The following is a 15800-nucleotide window of genomic DNA, read 5'->3' on the forward strand; positions in this document are numbered from 1 at the left end:
CGCGCTCGCGTTCGATGTCCAAGCTCGACGTATGCGCGGCCCTCTAGGGGCCTTCGCCGCCAGCTTCGCCCGGGCCTGATGCCCAGGCGCCGTTTCCCGAGTCAAACCCAGTTGTAACGACGCCGCTTTTGGCTGCTTTGGCCGGCGTGCGTCCATCGATGGAGCCGGATCGCGCGCCTGGCGTGTCCGGATAACGCCATGAGCTCTTTAACGAAAAAGCCCGCGGCGATTCGCGTGGTGCTGCCCTTTGTCTTCCGCCACTGGCTGAATCAGCCGGCGCGCGGCCTCACGGTCGTGGGCGGCCTCCTGGGCGCGACCGTCGCAGACCTGTTCATGCCGGTGTTCTCAGGCCATCTGATCGATGCGCTGACGCTCGGGCCGTCCGATCCGGCCGCGCGCCGGGCGGCGCTGATCGCCTTCGGCGCAATCGTCGCGCTGGGCGCGGCGTCCGTGGTGATGCGGATGATCGGGCTGCAGGCGATCGTGCCGTTCACGCTGAAGATCATGTCCGACGTCGCGCAGGACGCGTTCATGCGCGTGCAGCGCTTCTCGACCGACTGGCACGCCAACTCCTTTGCCGGCTCCACGGTCCGCAAGGTCACGCGCGGCATGTGGGCGCTCGACCTGTTGAACGACACGATTTTGCTGGCATTGCTGCCATCATTGGTGGTGCTGGTCGGCTCGACCATCCTGCTTGCCGTGCACTGGGTGTCGCTGGGCGCGGTGATCGCGTTCGGCGCGATCGTCTATGTCGCGATGATGGTGGTGTTCTCCACGCGCTACATCGCGCCGGCCGCGCGCGTCTCCAACGCCTGGGACACCAAGGTCGGCGGCACGCTGGCGGATGCGCTGACCTGCAACGCGGTCGTCAAATCCTTCGGCGCGGAGACGCGCGAGGACGCGCGGCTGGCGCGTGTCGTGGGTCGCTGGCGCGTGCGCGTGCGGCGGACCTGGCTGCGCTACAACGCGACGGCCGCGACGCAGTTCGCGGTGCTGCTGTGCCTGCGCTCATCCGTGATCGGCGGCGCCGTGCTGCTGTGGATGGCCGGCCGCGCCTCGCCGGGCGACGTCACCTATGTGCTGACGAGCTACTACATCATTCACGCCTATTTGCGTGACGTCGGCATGCACATCAACAACCTCCAGCGTTCGGTGAACGACATGGACGAGCTGGTGGCGATCCATGACGAGCCGATCGGCATTGCCGATGCGCCCGACGCACGGCCGATCGCGATCGAGGGTGGACGGATCAGGTTCGACGACGTCACGTTCCACTATGGCGGTCATCGCGCGCCGCTGTATGACGGGCTGTCGATCGAGATCCGCGCCGGCGAACGCGTTGGCCTGGTCGGTCGCTCCGGCTCCGGCAAGACGACCTTCGTCAAGCTGGTGCAGCGGCTCTACGATGTCTCGGACGGCCGCATCCTGATCGACGGCCAGGATATCGCGAAAGCGACGCAGCAATCGCTGCGCAGCCAGATCGCGATCGTGCAGCAGGACCCGATCCTGTTCCACCGCTCGCTCGCCGAGAACATCGCCTATGGGCGACCCGGTGCGAGCCTGGAGGCGATCGAGCAGGCGGCGCGGCTGGCGAATGCGCACGACTTCATCCTGCGCCTGCCCAAGGGCTACGGCACCCTGGTCGGCGAGCGCGGGGTGAAGCTGTCGGGCGGCGAGCGGCAGCGCGTGGCGCTGGCGCGCGCCTTCCTCGCGGATGCGCCGGTGCTGATCCTGGACGAGGCGACCTCGAGCCTCGACTCGGAGTCGGAAGCGCTGATCCAGCAGGCGATGGAGCGGCTGATGAAGGGCCGCACCTCGATCGTGATCGCGCACCGCCTGTCGACGGTGCGCAGCCTCGATCGGATCCTGGTGTTCGACCGCGGCGAGATCGTCGAGCAGGGCACCCACAAGACGCTGACCGCTCGGCCGGGCGGCATCTATCGCAGCCTGTTCGAGCGTCAGGTGATCGAGTTCGGTCACAGCGCTGCGGCGGAATGAGCAATGGCGCGTGGTGACGGATGAACGTCAACCACGCCGCCCAAAGGGCCGTCAGAGGATGGAATGACATGAAAGACCTGACGAACGGCTCGATCGCAAGACATATCCTGGCCATGGCCCCGCCGATCATGCTCGGCATGGTCACGATCATGATCTGCCAGCTGGTCGATCTCTACTTCGTGTCCGGATTGGGCGACGCGGCAGTGGCGGGCGTGGCCGCGGCCGGCAATGCCGGCTTCCTCGTCAACGCGCTGATGCAGGTGCTCGGCGTCGGCGCGGTCGCCCTGATTGCGCATGCCGTCGGGCGCAAGGACCGGCTGGATGCCAATCTGGTGTTCAATCAGTCGATCGCGCTATCGGTGCTGTTCGGCCTCCTGACGCTCGCGGCGGGCGCGGCGCTGTCGCGCGCCTATATGCGGTCGATCGCGGCGGACGAGGCCACGATCGAGGCTGGCACCACGTATCTGTTGTGGTTCACGCCGGCGCTGGCACTGCAATTCGCCACGCAGGTGATGGGGTCCGCGCTGCGCGCCACCGGCATCGTGCGTCCGACGATGCTGGTGCAGGCGTTTGCCGTCATCATCAACATCGCGCTGGCGCCGGTCCTGATTTCGGGTTGGGGCACCGGCCATCCGCTCGGCGTTGCCGGCGCGGGGCTGGCAAGCTCGATTGCCGTGCTGGCCGGCGTCGTGATGCTGCTCGCCTATTTCCGCAAGGTCGAGCGCTACGTCGCCTTCAATCCAGCGCAGTGGCGCCCGCGGCCGCGCGAGCTGAAGCGCATCCTCAATGTCGGCCTGCCGGCCGGCGGCGAGTTCGCGATGATGTTCTTCTTCATGGCGGTGGTCTATTTCGTGCTGCGCGATTTCGGCCCGGCGGCGCAGGCAGGGTTCGGGATCGGTCAGCGCGTGCTCGGCCTGATCCACATGCCGGCGCTCAGCATCGCGCTCGCAGCCGGGCCGATCGCCGGACAGAATGTCGGGGCGGCAAATGCCGCGCGCGTGCGGGAGACCTTCGTCAAGACCACGCTGATCGTCACCGTCGTGATGATCGGTTTCATGATCCTCGCACAGTTGAAGCCGGAGTGGCTGCTCGCGGGATTTTCGAACGACCGGGAGACGATGGAGATCGCTTTCCTGTTCTTGCGCATCATCTCGTTCAACATGGTGGCGCAGGGCGTGATCTTCACCTGCTCCAGCATGTTCCAGGGTCTCGGCAACACCAGGCCGGTGCTCCTGAGTTCGGCGACGCGCGTGTTCACCTATTCGCTGCCGGCGATCTGGCTGTCGACCCGTCCGGGCTTCCGCATCGAGTACGTCTGGTACGTCTCGATCGCGGCGACCACGCTGCAGGCAGCTCTCAGCCTGTGGCTGTTGCGCCGCGAGTTCAGGAAGCGGCTCGCGCCCCGCGTGGACGGCGGTCCGGCGCGAGCCGGCGCCGAGATCGAACCCGTCGCCGTCACGGCGGCGGAATGAGCCGGGCCGGCTTGCGCCTGTCCCTGACCCGTGGCACTGGCTGACGCGTGCCACGGGCAGGCGAGGGGCAGGATGACCGGGACGTTGAACAAGCCGCCAGGCACGTCCTGGCTATCGGTCGTCGGCTCGGCGCGGCACGATCGGGCTGCGCGCATCTTCAATGTCGATCTGGTCGCGTGCCTGGTCGCGATCCTGCTGCCGTGGACTACCACCGGCACGACGATCGCGATCGGGTTGTTCGTGATAGCGGTCTTGTTCACCGATCTGCGCGCGCTGCCGGCGTCGCTCTCGCGTCCGGTCTCGATTTTGCCGATCGCGCTGTTCGCGGTCGCATTGCTCGGCACGCTCTGGTCCGACGCTGCGTGGTCCGTGCGGCTGCACGCAGTCGGCTCGACCGCGAAACTTCTGGTGCTGCCGCTCCTGATCTATCACTTCGAACGCTCGCCGCGCGGCGCCTGGATCTTTGGTGCCTTCCTCGGATCCTGCACGCTCCTGATGCTGGTCTCGCTGATCGTTGCGCTCGAACCGAGCCTGTCGCTGAAGCTTTATCTCTCACGCGGGCCCTACCAGGTCGCGAGCGGGATCGCGGTGCGAAACTACATCGACCAGAGCCAGGAATTCGCGCTCTGCGCGCTCGCGCTCGTCTATCCGGTCGCCATGCAGTTTCGCGCCGGCAAGCTTCGCATGGCCGCGTTGCTGGCGCTGCTCGCGGCTGCCTTCCTGCTCAACATGATGTTCGTCGTGGTCTCCCGCACCACGTTGGTGACCCTCCCGGTCCTCATCGTCGCGTTTGCGCTGTTGCACCTGCGCCTGCGGGCGGTGCTGATGATCGTCGGGGTGATAGCGCTCGTTGCAGCGGGCACCTGGTCCGCTTCCCCGAACCTGCGTGCCACCGTGGGCAAGTTCTTCGGAGACTATCAGGCGACCCGGGTTGGCAACCAAGTGAGCGGCATGGGTTCGCGCCTGGAGTTCTGGCGGAAATCCATTCACTTCTGGGCGAACGCGCCGCTGATCGGGAACGGCACCGGCGCGACGCGCGGGCTGTTCGAACGCGCCGCGCAAGGCGAGACCGGCATGCGCGCCGAGGTCGTCGGCGACCCGCACAATCAGACGCTCAACGTCGCCGTGCAGTGGGGCGTGCTCGGCGTCGTCGTCCTCTACGCCATGTGGCTCGCGCATCTCCTGGTGTTTCGCGGCGAGGGGTTTTCGAACTGGGTCGGCATGCTGGTCGTGGTGCAGAACATGCTGTCGTCGCTGTTCAACTCGCATCTGTTCGATTTCAGCGAGGGCTGGCTCTACGTGCTCGGCGTCGGCGTCGCCGGCGGGATGACCCTGGCGAAGCGGACTGAGAGCTAGGGCACGGGGTCATTTCGGTCCCGAATGACCGACCTATAGCTGACTTAGATATCGCGCTGTTGCGCGTCGGCTGGTTACTCCCCCTGTCGCTTCGGCGGGTATTTGAAATCTTCCTTACTTACCTTAAAGGCGTCATCACGGGTGTCTTGATAGACTCCGCCACCGAGAGGTTTGAGCCAAGGAAAGGGACCATTCCACCAAGGGAGAGAGCTTTCTATGTCCTCTGTGATCGGCTCGCCAGTGATGCCGAGCAAGTTTAGTGGCCACATACCTTGGGGGACCATCTCAAGAGTCGCTCTGACGAGCTTGGTGCCGGCGCCAAACTTGCTTTCAATTTTCAAGGGGTCTACCGACTCGACACTCCTCATGTCGTTGGGGTCGCGGAAGCGAACCAGCATAGGAAGGCTGGTCAAGGGCAAGTCGCGCTTTCCCGACAGCTGGCGAAGATGTTGCATGCCGCCATCGATAAGGCTGCCCTGGAAGCCATAGGCGCGCAGTATGATCGACTCTGGGCTTGAACGAATATCGTCCCCAGCTCTCAGCAGAGCAAACAGTGTTCCTCGTGTGCCCAAGTGTAACACGACAGCTTCCCCCTTGTAGCTGCGCACAAGGTTTCGTCCGCTGCCGATTTCGGGCTGCATGCGATATGTCACCTCAACGACGCTCGAGCCGATCATCGGCTTGTCATCCACTTCAGCTTCGAGGGACAGCCGATAGCGGAGCGTTAGGCTTGGGTACATGATCAGGTAGAGCGCGACCACGCCAACAAGCGTCGCGGCGACACCGCCAATCCACTTCATACGTTTTTGTCCAGCGCTGTTCTATTCAATCGATGGTAGTAGAAATAGCTAACGATTAGCTGAAAGGAAAATTGCGATTTTGCCTCGTGGCCCATCGCGTCGTTTCTCCGGCCGGCAGATTATGGGTTCACGGCCTAAGGCGCGCCAAGACTGTTCCAGACCAGGGCAACGCCCGACAGGAACAGCAGGCCGAGCACGACATCGCCAAAATGCTTGTCGCTGAGCGCGTGATAGACGCGCGCACCGCACCATGCGCCGATCAGCGTGCCGGGAAAGGCGACGAGCGCGAGCCCGATCACCTTGGTCTCGACCAGCCCCGAGGCCGTCTGCAGCACCAGCGCGGTTGCAAGCACCGTGAAATTGAAGAGCTGAAAGATGCCGCGCCGCTCGTGCTTGTTCCAGCCGCGGATGTTGGCCCAGAGAATCGGGAGCGGGCCGGAGAGGCCGGCGAGACCGCCCAGAATGCCGCCGGCAAATCCGATCGCGCCGTCGGCGACCCTGCCGCCAAAGGTGACGGCGAGGGGGCGCTTGTTGAGATAGAGCGCAGTCGGAAAGATCAGGAGCAGCACGCCGACGCTGAGCTTGAACACTTTTGGATCGGCCGTGGCGACCATCATGGTGCCGAGCGGCACGCCGAGCAGGCCGCCGATCAGGAACGGCCAGACCAGCGTCAGATCAAAACTCTTCCACATCGAGGGCAGCGTCGAGAGCTGGGCGATCACCGAGCAGATCAGGACCAGCGGCACCGCGAGCGAGGGCGGCAGCACATAGAGCCAGATGCCGAGTGCCATCAGGGCCGTGCCGAAACCGGCGAGGCCCGACACGAAGCCGCCGGCGAGCGCGCCAAAAAGCAGCAGCGCGTAGGTGAGCGTTTCCACCAATTTGTCCTTGTCGTTGTCGGCGTGGCACCGGGCGATCCACAATCTCGATCGCCTCGGACGGCATAGAACAGGCGCGGCGATCGAGGTCAATGCGTACCGGACGCGGGCATGCTCTGCGTCTAGACGATCTGCCTGGTATCGGCGGGCTTCTGCAAGGCGCCAACCAGGATCTGGAGCGCCTGGGTGAGCTCGGCGCGATTGCGGGCGGCGCCGAGCGACAGGCGCGCGGCGTGCGGGGCGCGTCCGTCGACCACGAAGGCGTCGCTCGCGATCACGGCGAGGCCGTTGCGCAAAAGATGCGCCGCGAGTTCTTGCCGGCCCCAGCTCTCCGGCAGGCGCAGCCACAGATGATGCGCGGCAGGCTTTGCCAGGAACTGAAACCCCCTAAGCACGCGTTGCGCGAGCTGCTGCCGCCCGATCGCTTCGTTGCGGATCGCGGTGATGATGCGATCGGCGATGCCGGTCTCCAGCCAATGCGTCACCAGCGCGACCATCAGCGGCGCAGGCATCTGCACCGTGGCCTGCAGATAGGTCCGCATTTGCTGCTGCGTGCCGCTGTCCGGCGTGACCAGATAGGCGACGCGCAACGCCGGCGCGATGCATTTCGAGAACGTGGTTGCGAGATAGGTCCGTTCCGGAATGAGGTTCGCGATCGGCGAGGCCGCGCGGTCCAGGAGACCATAGGCGTCGTCCTCGATCAGCACGGTGTCGGCATCGCGCACGATCCTTGCGATGGCGCTGCGCCGCTCGGCCGACAGGGTCGCTGATGTCGGGTTGTGCAGGGTCGGAATGAGATAGACGGCCTTCGGGCGGTGCTCGCGGCAGGCCTTTGCCAGCGCGTCCGGCAAAATGCCGCCTTCGTCCATGGCAACGCCGATCAGCCTGACGCCGAGCCGTGCGGCGACGGCCTTGATGCCGGGGAAGGTGAGCGCCTCCGTCAGCACGATGTCGCCGGGCTGCGCGAGATAGCTGAGGAGGTTGAACAGGATCGTCTGTGCGCCCGGAAAGATCACGAGGCGATCGGAGCGAACATGGGGAACGCGGCCGCGCATCCATTTGGCCGCAATCTCGAGTTCGCGCGCGCTGCCGCCGGGCGGCTGATAGTTGAGGAACGCGGTGAGTCCCGATTGCCGGCGCAGTTCTTCCATGCCGGTGATAATGCGTTCGTCGAGCTGCGCTTCCAGCGGATGCGGCGGCACGTTCATCGAGAGGTCGATGGCGACGGGGTGCGGCAGGTCGACGGCGCGCCGCGCGCTCGTTTCCGAGACGAACGAGCCCTGGCCGACCCGTGCCTCCAGAATCCCGCGGCGCCGCGCCTCGCTATAGGCGCGCGTCACTGTGGTGAGATCGAGACCTAGCGCCTTGGCGAGCGCGCGCTGCGTCGGCAGTTGCTGTCCCCGCACCAGCCGTCCCGCGGCGATGTCGGCCTCCATGGCGTCGACGATGCGCTGATAGCGGGGTCCCGAGAGCTCCGAGATTGTAGGGGTCCAATCCATGCAATTATGGCCCATATCCTTTGAATGTATGGATGCAAGATAGTATTGTATGGATCACAAGACAAGGACAGAGAAACGACGAGGTGCGGTCATGACGAGCAATGGTTCGGTTACGCTGGCGAAGGCGATGTGGCGCGGCTTCCGCGGCAAGTGCCCGCATTGCGGCGAGGGACATCTGTTCGGCCGCTTCCTGAAGGTGGCCGATCACTGCGAGACGTGCGGCGAGGAATTCTTCCACCATCGCGCCGACGATCTTCCGGCCTATCTCGTGATCGTCGTGGTCGGGCATCTCGTGGTGCCGGCGATCCTCGCGATCGAGACGGCCTATGCTCCGGCCGTGTGGTTGCAGCTCGCGATCTGGCTGCCGGTAACGCTGTTCGCCTCGCTCGCGCTGCTGCAACCGACCAAGGGCGCGATCGTCGGTCTGCAATGGCAGCTTGGCATGCACGGCTTCGAGACGAGCAAGCTTCGCCGCGAGGCGGGTGAGCTCGTACTGGTCAAGGCCCGCGCGGCCTGAGCTTACCTCGGCGTTTACATCGCGCGCTCGCCGGCTACACTCCGGCGAACGCAAGAAGAAGATGGAAACGCCGATGACCGCGAACGCGAAGACTTTCCTGCTGTGCCACGGCGCCTGGTCGGGCGGCTGGTCTTGGAAGAAGATGCATCCGCTGATGGCGCGGGCCGGCCATCGCCTGATCGCGCCGACCTATACCGGGCTCGGCGAGCGCTCGCATCTCGCCAATTCCTCGATCGATCTCGAGACGCACATCGAGGACATCCTCAATGTCATCAAGTTCGAGGATCTGAGCGACCTCGTGCTGCTCGGCCACAGCTATGGCGGCATGGTCGCAACGGGTGTTGCCGATCGCGCGCGCGACCGCATCACGCAGATGATCTATCTCGACGCTTTCGTGCCTGGTGACGGCCAGTCGCTGTTCGATCTCAATGAGGGCGGACGCGAGCCGATGCGCAAGGCAGCGGCCGCGAGCGACGGCTACCGCATTCCGCCGAATCCGCCGCCATCAGATACGCCGCAGGCCGATCTCGACTGGCTCAATGCGCGCCGCGTCAACATGCCGATCAAGTGTTTTGAGACGAAGTTGAAGCTTGAGAACGGCGAGGCAAAGATGCCGCGCAGCTATATCTATTGCGCGCGCATTCCGCCGGGCGACGTGTTTGGGCCGTTCGCGCGGCGCGCGAAGAGCGAAGCCGGCTGGCGCTATTTCGAGCTCGATGCCAGCCATGCACCCAACGTCACGGCGCCGGAGGCGCTGATGGGTGTGTTGAACGAGATTGTTGCCTAACCCTCGCTCGTCATTCCGGGCTCGCGCCAAGAGGCGCGCCCCGGAATGACGGTGTCGAAAATGGTGAGGGGCCCGACGCGGTCAGCGCCAAGCCCCTCGTTCGCAGATATCAGCCGGCCTGTAAGCCGGGTTCTGTAGGGCACCGTCCGTTTGCACGAACGATACGTGACGGCCATTCCTCTGGGGCCATGTTTGCACATGGCCTCGAGCAACCTACCCGGACGGCGGGCCTGACATCGCCCCGCGGCGTTATCGCTTGCGCGAACAGCCCGCTACGCCGTCCCTATTCGGTTTTGCTCCCGGTGGGGTTTACCATGCCGGCTCCGTTGCCGAAGCCGCGGTGCGCTCTTACCGCACCTTTTCACCCTTACCTGCCTACGCAGCTTGCGCTGCTACGGCACGGCAGGCCCGAGGGCTTGCCGCGCCGAAGCCCAAAGGGCGAAGGCGGGCGGTTCGTTCTCTGTGGCACTTTCCCTGAGGTCACCCTCGCCGGACGTTATCCGGCACCGTATGTCAAGGGAGCCCGGACTTTCCTCCCCGGCGGCCTTTCGGCACTTGCAGGGGCGGCCGTCCGGCCGACTGACGCCCTACGCATGGGCCATTTGTGACGGTTTCGTCAAGGCGATATCGCAGCCGCCGAGCAAGCGAAAATAATTTATCCTGAAGATGTCGTTGGGCGTTGATGCCGTTCGACTGGTTGTCGGCGATCCAGCCGAGCAACAGGAGTACGCGATGCAGTATCTGCTTTTGATCTATCAGAACGAGGCCGAGTACGCGAAGATCGACACGGGAACCGTCACGAAGATGTCGGCGAAGTACGAGGCCTTCACGAAATCCATCGTCCAGAGCGGCAATTTCAAGGCCGGCGACCGGCTGCGGCCGACCACGACGGCGACCACCGTGCGCGTGCGCGAGGGCAAGACGCTGACCACCGACGGCCCGTTTGCGGAGACCCGCGAGCAACTCGGCGGCTATTATCTGATCGAGGCCAAGGATCTCAATGCGGCGATCGAGATCGCGGCGCGCATCCCCAGTGCGCGCACAGGCTCGATCGAGGTGCGGCCCATCTGGGTTTACGACAAGTGACGGTCTAGCGCAGCCGCCGCATGACCCCGGTCGAGATCGAAACAATCTTCCGCGACGAGGCGGGGCGGGCGCTGGCCACGTTGATCCGCCTCGTCGGCGATTTCGATCTCGCCGAGGATGCGCTGCAGGACGCCTTTGCGGTGGCGCTGGAGCGCTGGCAGGCCGGCGAGGTGCCCGGCAATCCGCGCGCCTGGCTCGTCAATGTCGGACGCAACAAGGCGATCGATCGTATCCGCCGCCAAGTCGCGTTCCGCGGCAAGCAGCAACAGCTCGTGCATGAGCTCGAATTGAACGCGCAAGGCTCCGACGAGCCGGCGGCGACGCTCGACGACGACATGCTGCGGCTGATCTTCACCTGCTGCCATCCGGCGTTCGCGGCCGAGGTCCAGGTCGCGCTCACGCTGCGCACGGTCTGCGGGCTCACCGCCGCGCAGGTCGCACGCGCCTTCCTCGTCGGTGAAGATGCGATGGCGCAGCGGCTGGTGCGCGCCAAGCAGAAGATCAGGCTTGCCGGCATTCCCTATGAGGTGCCCGAGCGCGACGCGTTGGAGCCACGGCTGCGCGGCGTGCTGGCCGTGGTCTATCTCGTCTTCACCGAAGGCTATGTCGCGACATCAGGCGAAGATCTGATGCGGCCCGATCTCGCGGCCGAGGCGATCAGGCTCGGCAGGCTGCTCGACCGCCTGATGCCCGAGCGCGGCGAGATCAAGGGATTGCTCGCCCTGATGCTGCTGCACGATGCGCGGCGTGCCGGCCGCGCGACCGCGGCCGGCGATATCGTGCTGCTGGAGGAGCAGGATCGCACGCTCTGGAATCGCGCGCAGATCGCGGAAGGATTGGCGCTGGTCGAGGCCGCGCTCAGCGCGCCCGGCCGCCCGGAGTCCTATGCCGTGCAGGCCGCGATTGCCGCGCTGCATGCCCGCGCACCGAGCTATGAGGCGACGGATTGGCCGCAGATCGCCGGCCTCTATGAGGTGCTGCTGCGGATCAACCCGTCACCGGTGATCGAGCTCAACCACGCCGCCGCGATCTCGATGGTCGATGGCCCCGCGCGCGCACTCGACCTCGTCGACGCGCTCGCCGCGCGCGGTGGGCTCGATGGCTATGAGCTGTTGCCCGCAGTCCGCGCCGATCTCTTGCGCAGGCTTGACCGCAAGGACGAGGCGCGTGCGGCGTATGTTGCGGCAACAGCCGCGACGCAGCTCGAGCCGTTGCGGCGGCTCTATGCGCGGCGGATGAAGGAGATGGAGTAGCCGCTCCATCCCCGTCATTGCGAGGAGCCCGCGACAAAATTGCTTAGCAATTTTGCGCTGGTGCGACGAAGCAATCCAGAATCTTTCCGCGGTGACAGTCTGGATTGCTTCGTTGCGCTCGCAATGACGGCTTCGCCGTTACTTCGCAGCGACAGCCGTCCCCTCCGCGGGCAGGCTCGCCAGCAGCGCCTGTAGCGTCGACAGTGTCGAATGATCGGCCACGCCGTCGAGGCGTGCGGGGCGAAAGTGGCGCTGGAAGGCGGTGACGACTTCCATGGTCGCGGCATCGTATTTGCCGCTCACTGGCACGCCGTAGCCGTATTTTGCGAGCGCCTGTTGCAGGCTCATGACCTCGTCGCTGATGGTGCCGAGCATCAGGCTCTCGCCGCGCACGATCGGCGCCGGCGTCACCCAGTGACCGACGCCGGAGTTTGCCAGCGAATGCCACGGAAATTTTTCGCCGGGGTCCTTCTTGCGTGCCGGCGCGACATCGGAATGGGCCAGCACGCGATGCGGCGCCACCTTGCGGCGGAGCATGATGCCGCGACACAGCGCGATGACGGCTGCGATCTGGCGCAGCGGAAATTCCGGATAGCCCCAGTCATGGCCACGGTTGACGATCTCGATCCCGATCGAGCACGAATTGACGTCGTCCTCGCCGGCCCAGGAGGAGACGCCGGCGTGCCAGGCGCGCTTGGCCTCCTGCACGCATTGCACGATGCGGCCGTCCTCGAGCACGACGTAGTGCGCGGAGACTTCGGTGCCGGCGGTACACAGCCGCGCCAGCGCACCCTCGACGTCGGGCATGCCGGTGTAGTGCAGCAGGATCATGTCCGGCTGCCGGCCCTTGTTCCGTTCGCCCCAGTTCGGCGACGGGATGATGTCCGAGACGATGGAGGAATCGGGGTCGAACGTCCGCATGCCCGCCGCGGTCTTCGGAACCGGCAGGGCCCGTTGACGCTTCGAATCAGACCCTGGTGACGCGGACGAACCGGACATTGGCAGCTCGGGACGAGAGAGGGGCGGGCCCTACAAGCCCTTATCTTTACTATTCCTTTACCCTTGCGGCGGCGCAATCGCGCAACGTGCCTAACGGGTGCATTTTGGCCCGACTGTGTGGAAGGGGCATCACCGCCCGGCACCCCGTGCTCCGCCTTGTCGACTTGTAACCAAGCCATCAACGCTTTCTTAACGCTAAGGGCCGTTACTGAGGGGTGAAGAGCCGACCCGTGTCCGGAGGCGGCCAAGGCGCTTTTTTGCTCGAAATCCCATGGCTGCCCGACAAATTCCACTGGGAAAACAGGGTTTGCGGCCTGGGATGTGGCCAGGGATTCCGCCTGGGATTCTTGGGCCGGGCAAGCGCGCTGTGCAGGGGTTGAGCCGTGGAACCGCCGCGACGCGGAACTATTTGGGGCGTTATGAGCTCGTCCGCCATCGACCAAGCGTCGATCGGACGTGGCGCATGACCTCGGCTGCCCATATCCCCGTTCTCGGCCGCGAAGCGATCGATCATTTGGCGCCGCGCGCCGGCGGACTTTATGTCGACGCGACTTTCGGCGGTGGCGGCTACAGCCGCGCCATTCTCGACGTACCGGGAACCCGCGTCATCGGTATCGATCGTGACCGTACGGCGATTATAGGTGGATTCGATCTCGTTGACCGTTCCGAGGGACGGCTGACGCTGGTCGAGGATCGCTTCTCCAATCTCGCCGAGATCTGCGCCGCGCAAGGACACGATGCCGTCGATGGCGTCGTCATGGATGTCGGCGTCTCCTCGATGCAGCTCGACCAGGCCGGCCGCGGCTTCTCCTTCCGTCTCGACGGCCCGCTCGACATGCGGATGGGGCAGGCGGGACCGACGGCAGCGGACGTGGTCGCGACCGCGTCCGAAGGCGATCTCGCCGACGTTATCTACCTCCTCGGCGAGGAACGTCATTCGCGCAAAGTCGCGCGCGCCATCGTCGCCGCCCGCAAGGAGGCGGCGATCACGACCACGCGTGCGCTCGCCGACATCGTGGCGCGCGTGGTGCGGTCGAAGCCAAACGAAATCCATCCGGCGACGCGCACGTTCCAGGCGCTGCGCATCCTCGTCAACGAAGAGCTCGACGAGCTCGAGACCGCGCTCGTCGGCGCCGAGCGCGTGCTCGGGCCCGGCGGCCGTCTCGTCGTGGTGTCGTTCCATTCGCTGGAAGATCGCATCGTCAAGAATTTCCTCAACGCCCACGCCAAGACCGGCGGCGGCTCGCGGCATCTGCCCGAGGTCGCGCAAGTCCCGCCGAGCTTCGAGCTGTTGACAAAGCGGCCGGTCGTCGCCGGCGACGACGAGGTGTTGCAGAATCCGCGCGCGCGTTCGGCAAAGCTGCGCGCCGCCGTGCGCACGGCGGCACCAGCACATGCCGACGACGACGAGACGCCCTGGCCAAAACTCTCCGATGTGATGAGGGGTGGCTAGCGCATGCGCATCATCCACTTCCTCGTCATCGGCGCGCTGATCTTCGCAGCGGCCTATGTCTACCGCATCAAGATGGAATCCACCGCGCGCACCGAGCGTGTGCTGCGGCTGCATGCGGAAATCCGCGAGCAGCGCGACGCCATCGCGGCCTTGCGCGCCGAATGGGCCAAGCTCGATGCGCCGCTGCGGCTGCAGGGGCTGGCCGAGCGGCATTTGCAGCTCAAGCCGCTCACCGGCACGCAATATGACCAGCTCAAGAATTTGCCGGAGCGTCCGCCGCGGCTGGTGAAGCCCGGTGAAACAGATCCGATCGGCGCCATGATCGAAGCCGTGGCCGATCCCAATACTGTAACGGGTTCCGTGCCGCAGCCGGGGAGCAAGCGATGAGCGCCGACACTCCGGCCAAGCGCACTGATAAGCCCACCGAGCCCTGGAAGCAGCGGCTGATCCGCAGCCTGCTCTACGGGCGCAACGTCGATCGCGCCGCGAAGGCGCGCGTGCGCGTCGGCTTTGCCATCCTGGCCTTTGCTGCGATCTATTCGGTGATCGGCGGCCGACTCGTGATGTTCGCGATCGGCGCCGACAGCCATGGCGCCCGCCGCGCCGCCTCGCAGGACGTGATCGCGACCGCGCGCCCCGACATCGTCGACCGCAACGGCGAGATCCTCGCCACCGACGTCAAGGCGTCGAGCCTGTTCGGCGAGCCGCGCCGCATCATCGACAAGGACGAGGCCATCGAGCTCCTGACCGCCACCGTGCCCGATCTCGACACCGGCGAGGTGCGCGAGCGGCTGTCGTCGCGCAAGGGCTTCGTCTGGCTGAAGCGCGAGATCACGCCGAAGCAGCAGCAGGACATCCACAAGCTCGGCATTCCCGGTATCGGCTTCCTGCGCGAGAACAAGCGCGTCTATCCGACCGGCAACGAGGTCGCCCACCTCATCGGTCTCGTCAATATCGACAACCAGGGCATCGCCGGCATGGAGAAGTGGCTCGACAGCAACGGGCTCGCCGACCTCCACCGCGCGGGCTTTGCCACCGACCGCCTGCAAAAACCGATCGAATTGTCGGTCGATCTGCGCGTCGAGCATGCGCTGCGCGACGAGCTGCTCAAGGCCAAGGAAAAGTACAAGGCGAAGGCGGCCTCCGGCCTCGTCTCGAACGTCAAGACGGGCGAGATCGTCGCGCTGGTCTCGCTGCCGGATTTCGACCCGAACAATCCGAAGGAGGCACACGATCCGGATCGCATCAACCGCCTCACGACAGGCGTGTTCGAGATGGGCTCGACCTTCAAGACGTTGACGCTGGCAATGGCGCTGGATTCCGGCAAGGCTACGCTCAACACGCTCTACGACGCGCGCGGCGCGCTGCATTACGGCAAGTTCGCGATCCACGACACCCATCCGCTGGGTCGTTCGATTTCGCTGTCCGAAGTCTTCACTTTCTCCTCCAACGTTGGTGCGGCGCGCGTTGCGCTCAGCCAGGGCGTCGAGGCTCATCGCGCCTTCCTGAAGAAGGTCGGCCAGCTCGACCGTCTGCGCACGGAGCTCCCGGAGAGCGCATCCCCGATCGTTCCAAAGCGCTGGGGCGAGTTGAACACCATCACTATCGCGTTCGGCCACGGCATCGCGGTGGCGCCGCTGCAGGCGGTGATGGGCATCAACGCGATGGTCAATGGCGGCTATCTGATCCCGCCGACCTTCCT

At 65.3% G+C, this 15800-nt stretch carries 14 protein-coding genes and 1 other RNA gene; 10 read left to right on the forward strand and 5 right to left on the reverse strand.

Annotated elements, in window-relative coordinates; genetic code table 11:
- Positions 1 to 198: 198 nt before the first annotated feature.
- The 3 genes from C2U70_RS18770 (at position 199) to C2U70_RS18780 (ending at position 4826) form a co-directional block, all read left to right on the forward strand.
- Entirely contained in the window at positions 199 to 1998 is a 1800-nt protein-coding gene (locus tag C2U70_RS18770; protein WP_140979911.1) for an ABC transporter ATP-binding protein, read from the forward strand.
- Positions 1999 to 2066: 68 nt separating this feature from the next.
- Complete coding sequence (locus C2U70_RS18775; RefSeq protein ID WP_140979912.1) at positions 2067 to 3470, forward strand: MATE family efflux transporter; 1404 nt, start codon at positions 2067 to 2069, stop codon at positions 3468 to 3470.
- A 72-nt stretch (positions 3471 to 3542) separates the two neighbouring features.
- Positions 3543 to 4826 carry an O-antigen ligase family protein gene (locus C2U70_RS18780; RefSeq protein WP_140979913.1) on the forward strand — a complete coding sequence of 428 codons (1284 nt, stop codon included), beginning with the start codon at positions 3543 to 3545 and terminating at the stop codon, positions 4824 to 4826.
- 74 nt (positions 4827 to 4900) lie between these two features.
- Here the strand turns inward: C2U70_RS18780 and C2U70_RS18785 are convergent, their stop codons facing one another.
- The 3 genes from C2U70_RS18785 to C2U70_RS18795 all read right to left on the reverse strand — a co-directional run bounded on the left by C2U70_RS18785 (position 4901) and on the right by C2U70_RS18795 (position 8003).
- On the reverse strand, positions 4901 to 5626 hold the full coding sequence (locus C2U70_RS18785; RefSeq protein ID WP_140979914.1) for a hypothetical protein: 726 nt from the start codon (positions 5624 to 5626) through the stop codon (positions 4901 to 4903).
- 134 nt (positions 5627 to 5760) lie between these two features.
- Positions 5761 to 6504, reverse strand: a complete 744-nt coding sequence (locus tag C2U70_RS18790; protein ID WP_140979924.1) for a sulfite exporter TauE/SafE family protein — start codon at positions 6502 to 6504, stop codon at positions 5761 to 5763.
- Between the two features lie 122 nt (positions 6505 to 6626).
- Positions 6627 to 8003 carry a PLP-dependent aminotransferase family protein gene (locus C2U70_RS18795; RefSeq protein WP_186294345.1) on the reverse strand — a complete coding sequence of 459 codons (1377 nt, stop codon included), beginning with the start codon at positions 8001 to 8003 and terminating at the stop codon, positions 6627 to 6629.
- Positions 8004 to 8094: 91 nt separating this feature from the next.
- On the opposite strand from C2U70_RS18795, the gene C2U70_RS18800 reads away from it, so the two are divergent.
- Both C2U70_RS18800 and C2U70_RS18805 read left to right on the forward strand, forming a co-directional pair.
- Positions 8095 to 8520: a DUF983 domain-containing protein gene (locus C2U70_RS18800; RefSeq protein ID WP_246666790.1), complete on the forward strand. Its 426-nt coding sequence runs from the start codon at positions 8095 to 8097 to the stop codon at positions 8518 to 8520.
- A 73-nt stretch (positions 8521 to 8593) separates the two neighbouring features.
- Positions 8594 to 9307, forward strand: coding sequence for an alpha/beta fold hydrolase (locus tag C2U70_RS18805; protein ID WP_186294346.1), 714 nt, complete (start codon positions 8594 to 8596; stop codon positions 9305 to 9307).
- Between the two features lie 105 nt (positions 9308 to 9412).
- Here C2U70_RS18805 and rnpB read toward each other — a convergent pair.
- An RNA gene (gene rnpB, locus C2U70_RS18810) (RNase P RNA component class A) lies at positions 9413 to 9890 on the reverse strand.
- A gap of 149 nt (positions 9891 to 10039) precedes the next feature.
- On the opposite strand from rnpB, the gene C2U70_RS18815 reads away from it, so the two are divergent.
- Together C2U70_RS18815 and C2U70_RS18820 are read left to right on the forward strand one after the other, a co-directional pair.
- Positions 10040 to 10393 carry a YciI family protein gene (locus C2U70_RS18815; protein WP_140979918.1) on the forward strand — a complete coding sequence of 118 codons (354 nt, stop codon included), beginning with the start codon at positions 10040 to 10042 and terminating at the stop codon, positions 10391 to 10393.
- A gap of 20 nt (positions 10394 to 10413) precedes the next feature.
- On the forward strand, positions 10414 to 11646 hold the full coding sequence (locus tag C2U70_RS18820; protein WP_140979919.1) for an RNA polymerase sigma factor: 1233 nt from the start codon (positions 10414 to 10416) through the stop codon (positions 11644 to 11646).
- Between the two features lie 138 nt (positions 11647 to 11784).
- On the opposite strand, the gene C2U70_RS18825 is transcribed toward C2U70_RS18820, so the two are convergent.
- Entirely contained in the window at positions 11785 to 12567 is a 783-nt protein-coding gene (locus C2U70_RS18825; protein WP_140979920.1) for an N-acetylmuramoyl-L-alanine amidase, read from the reverse strand.
- A gap of 541 nt (positions 12568 to 13108) precedes the next feature.
- Here C2U70_RS18825 and rsmH point away from each other — a divergent pair.
- The 3 genes from rsmH to C2U70_RS18840 all read left to right on the forward strand — a co-directional run.
- A complete protein-coding gene (gene rsmH / locus C2U70_RS18830; protein ID WP_186294348.1) occupies positions 13109 to 14098 on the forward strand; it encodes a 16S rRNA (cytosine(1402)-N(4))-methyltransferase RsmH in 990 nt (329 codons plus the stop codon).
- Between the two features lie 3 nt (positions 14099 to 14101).
- Positions 14102 to 14485 carry a cell division protein FtsL gene (gene ftsL / locus C2U70_RS18835; protein WP_140979922.1) on the forward strand — a complete coding sequence of 128 codons (384 nt, stop codon included), beginning with the start codon at positions 14102 to 14104 and terminating at the stop codon, positions 14483 to 14485.
- Positions 14482 to 15800: peptidoglycan D,D-transpeptidase FtsI family protein (locus C2U70_RS18840; RefSeq protein WP_140979923.1), on the forward strand; the 1319-nt coding region annotated here is incomplete at its 3' end. The genes ftsL and C2U70_RS18840, both read left to right, overlap by 4 nt.

Origin of the sequence: Bradyrhizobium guangdongense, from assembly GCF_006483445.1 — a bacterium.
Classification (GTDB): domain Bacteria; phylum Pseudomonadota; class Alphaproteobacteria; order Rhizobiales; family Xanthobacteraceae; genus Bradyrhizobium; species Bradyrhizobium guangdongense_A.

Coding starts and splice junctions, on each gene's coding strand:
- C2U70_RS18770 (WP_140979911.1), top strand. CDS start 199: ATGAGCTCTTTAACGAAAAAGCCCGCGGCGATTCGCGTGGTGCTGCCC.
- C2U70_RS18775 (WP_140979912.1), top strand. CDS start 2,067: ATGAAAGACCTGACGAACGGCTCGATCGCAAGACATATCCTGGCCATG.
- C2U70_RS18785 (WP_140979914.1), bottom strand. CDS start 5,626: ATGAAGTGGATTGGCGGTGTCGCCGCGACGCTTGTTGGCGTGGTCGCG.
- C2U70_RS18815 (WP_140979918.1), top strand. CDS start 10,040: ATGCAGTATCTGCTTTTGATCTATCAGAACGAGGCCGAGTACGCGAAG.
- C2U70_RS18795 (WP_186294345.1), bottom strand. CDS start 8,003: ATGGATTGGACCCCTACAATCTCGGAGCTCTCGGGACCCCGCTATCAG.
- C2U70_RS18780 (WP_140979913.1), top strand. CDS start 3,543: ATGACCGGGACGTTGAACAAGCCGCCAGGCACGTCCTGGCTATCGGTC.
- C2U70_RS18825 (WP_140979920.1), bottom strand. CDS start 12,567: ATGCGGACGTTCGACCCCGATTCCTCCATCGTCTCGGACATCATCCCG.
- C2U70_RS18820 (WP_140979919.1), top strand. CDS start 10,414: ATGACCCCGGTCGAGATCGAAACAATCTTCCGCGACGAGGCGGGGCGG.
- C2U70_RS18805 (WP_186294346.1), top strand. CDS start 8,594: ATGACCGCGAACGCGAAGACTTTCCTGCTGTGCCACGGCGCCTGGTCG.
- rsmH (WP_186294348.1), top strand. CDS start 13,109: ATGACCTCGGCTGCCCATATCCCCGTTCTCGGCCGCGAAGCGATCGAT.
- ftsL (WP_140979922.1), top strand. CDS start 14,102: ATGCGCATCATCCACTTCCTCGTCATCGGCGCGCTGATCTTCGCAGCG.
- C2U70_RS18800 (WP_246666790.1), top strand. CDS start 8,095: ATGACGAGCAATGGTTCGGTTACGCTGGCGAAGGCGATGTGGCGCGGC.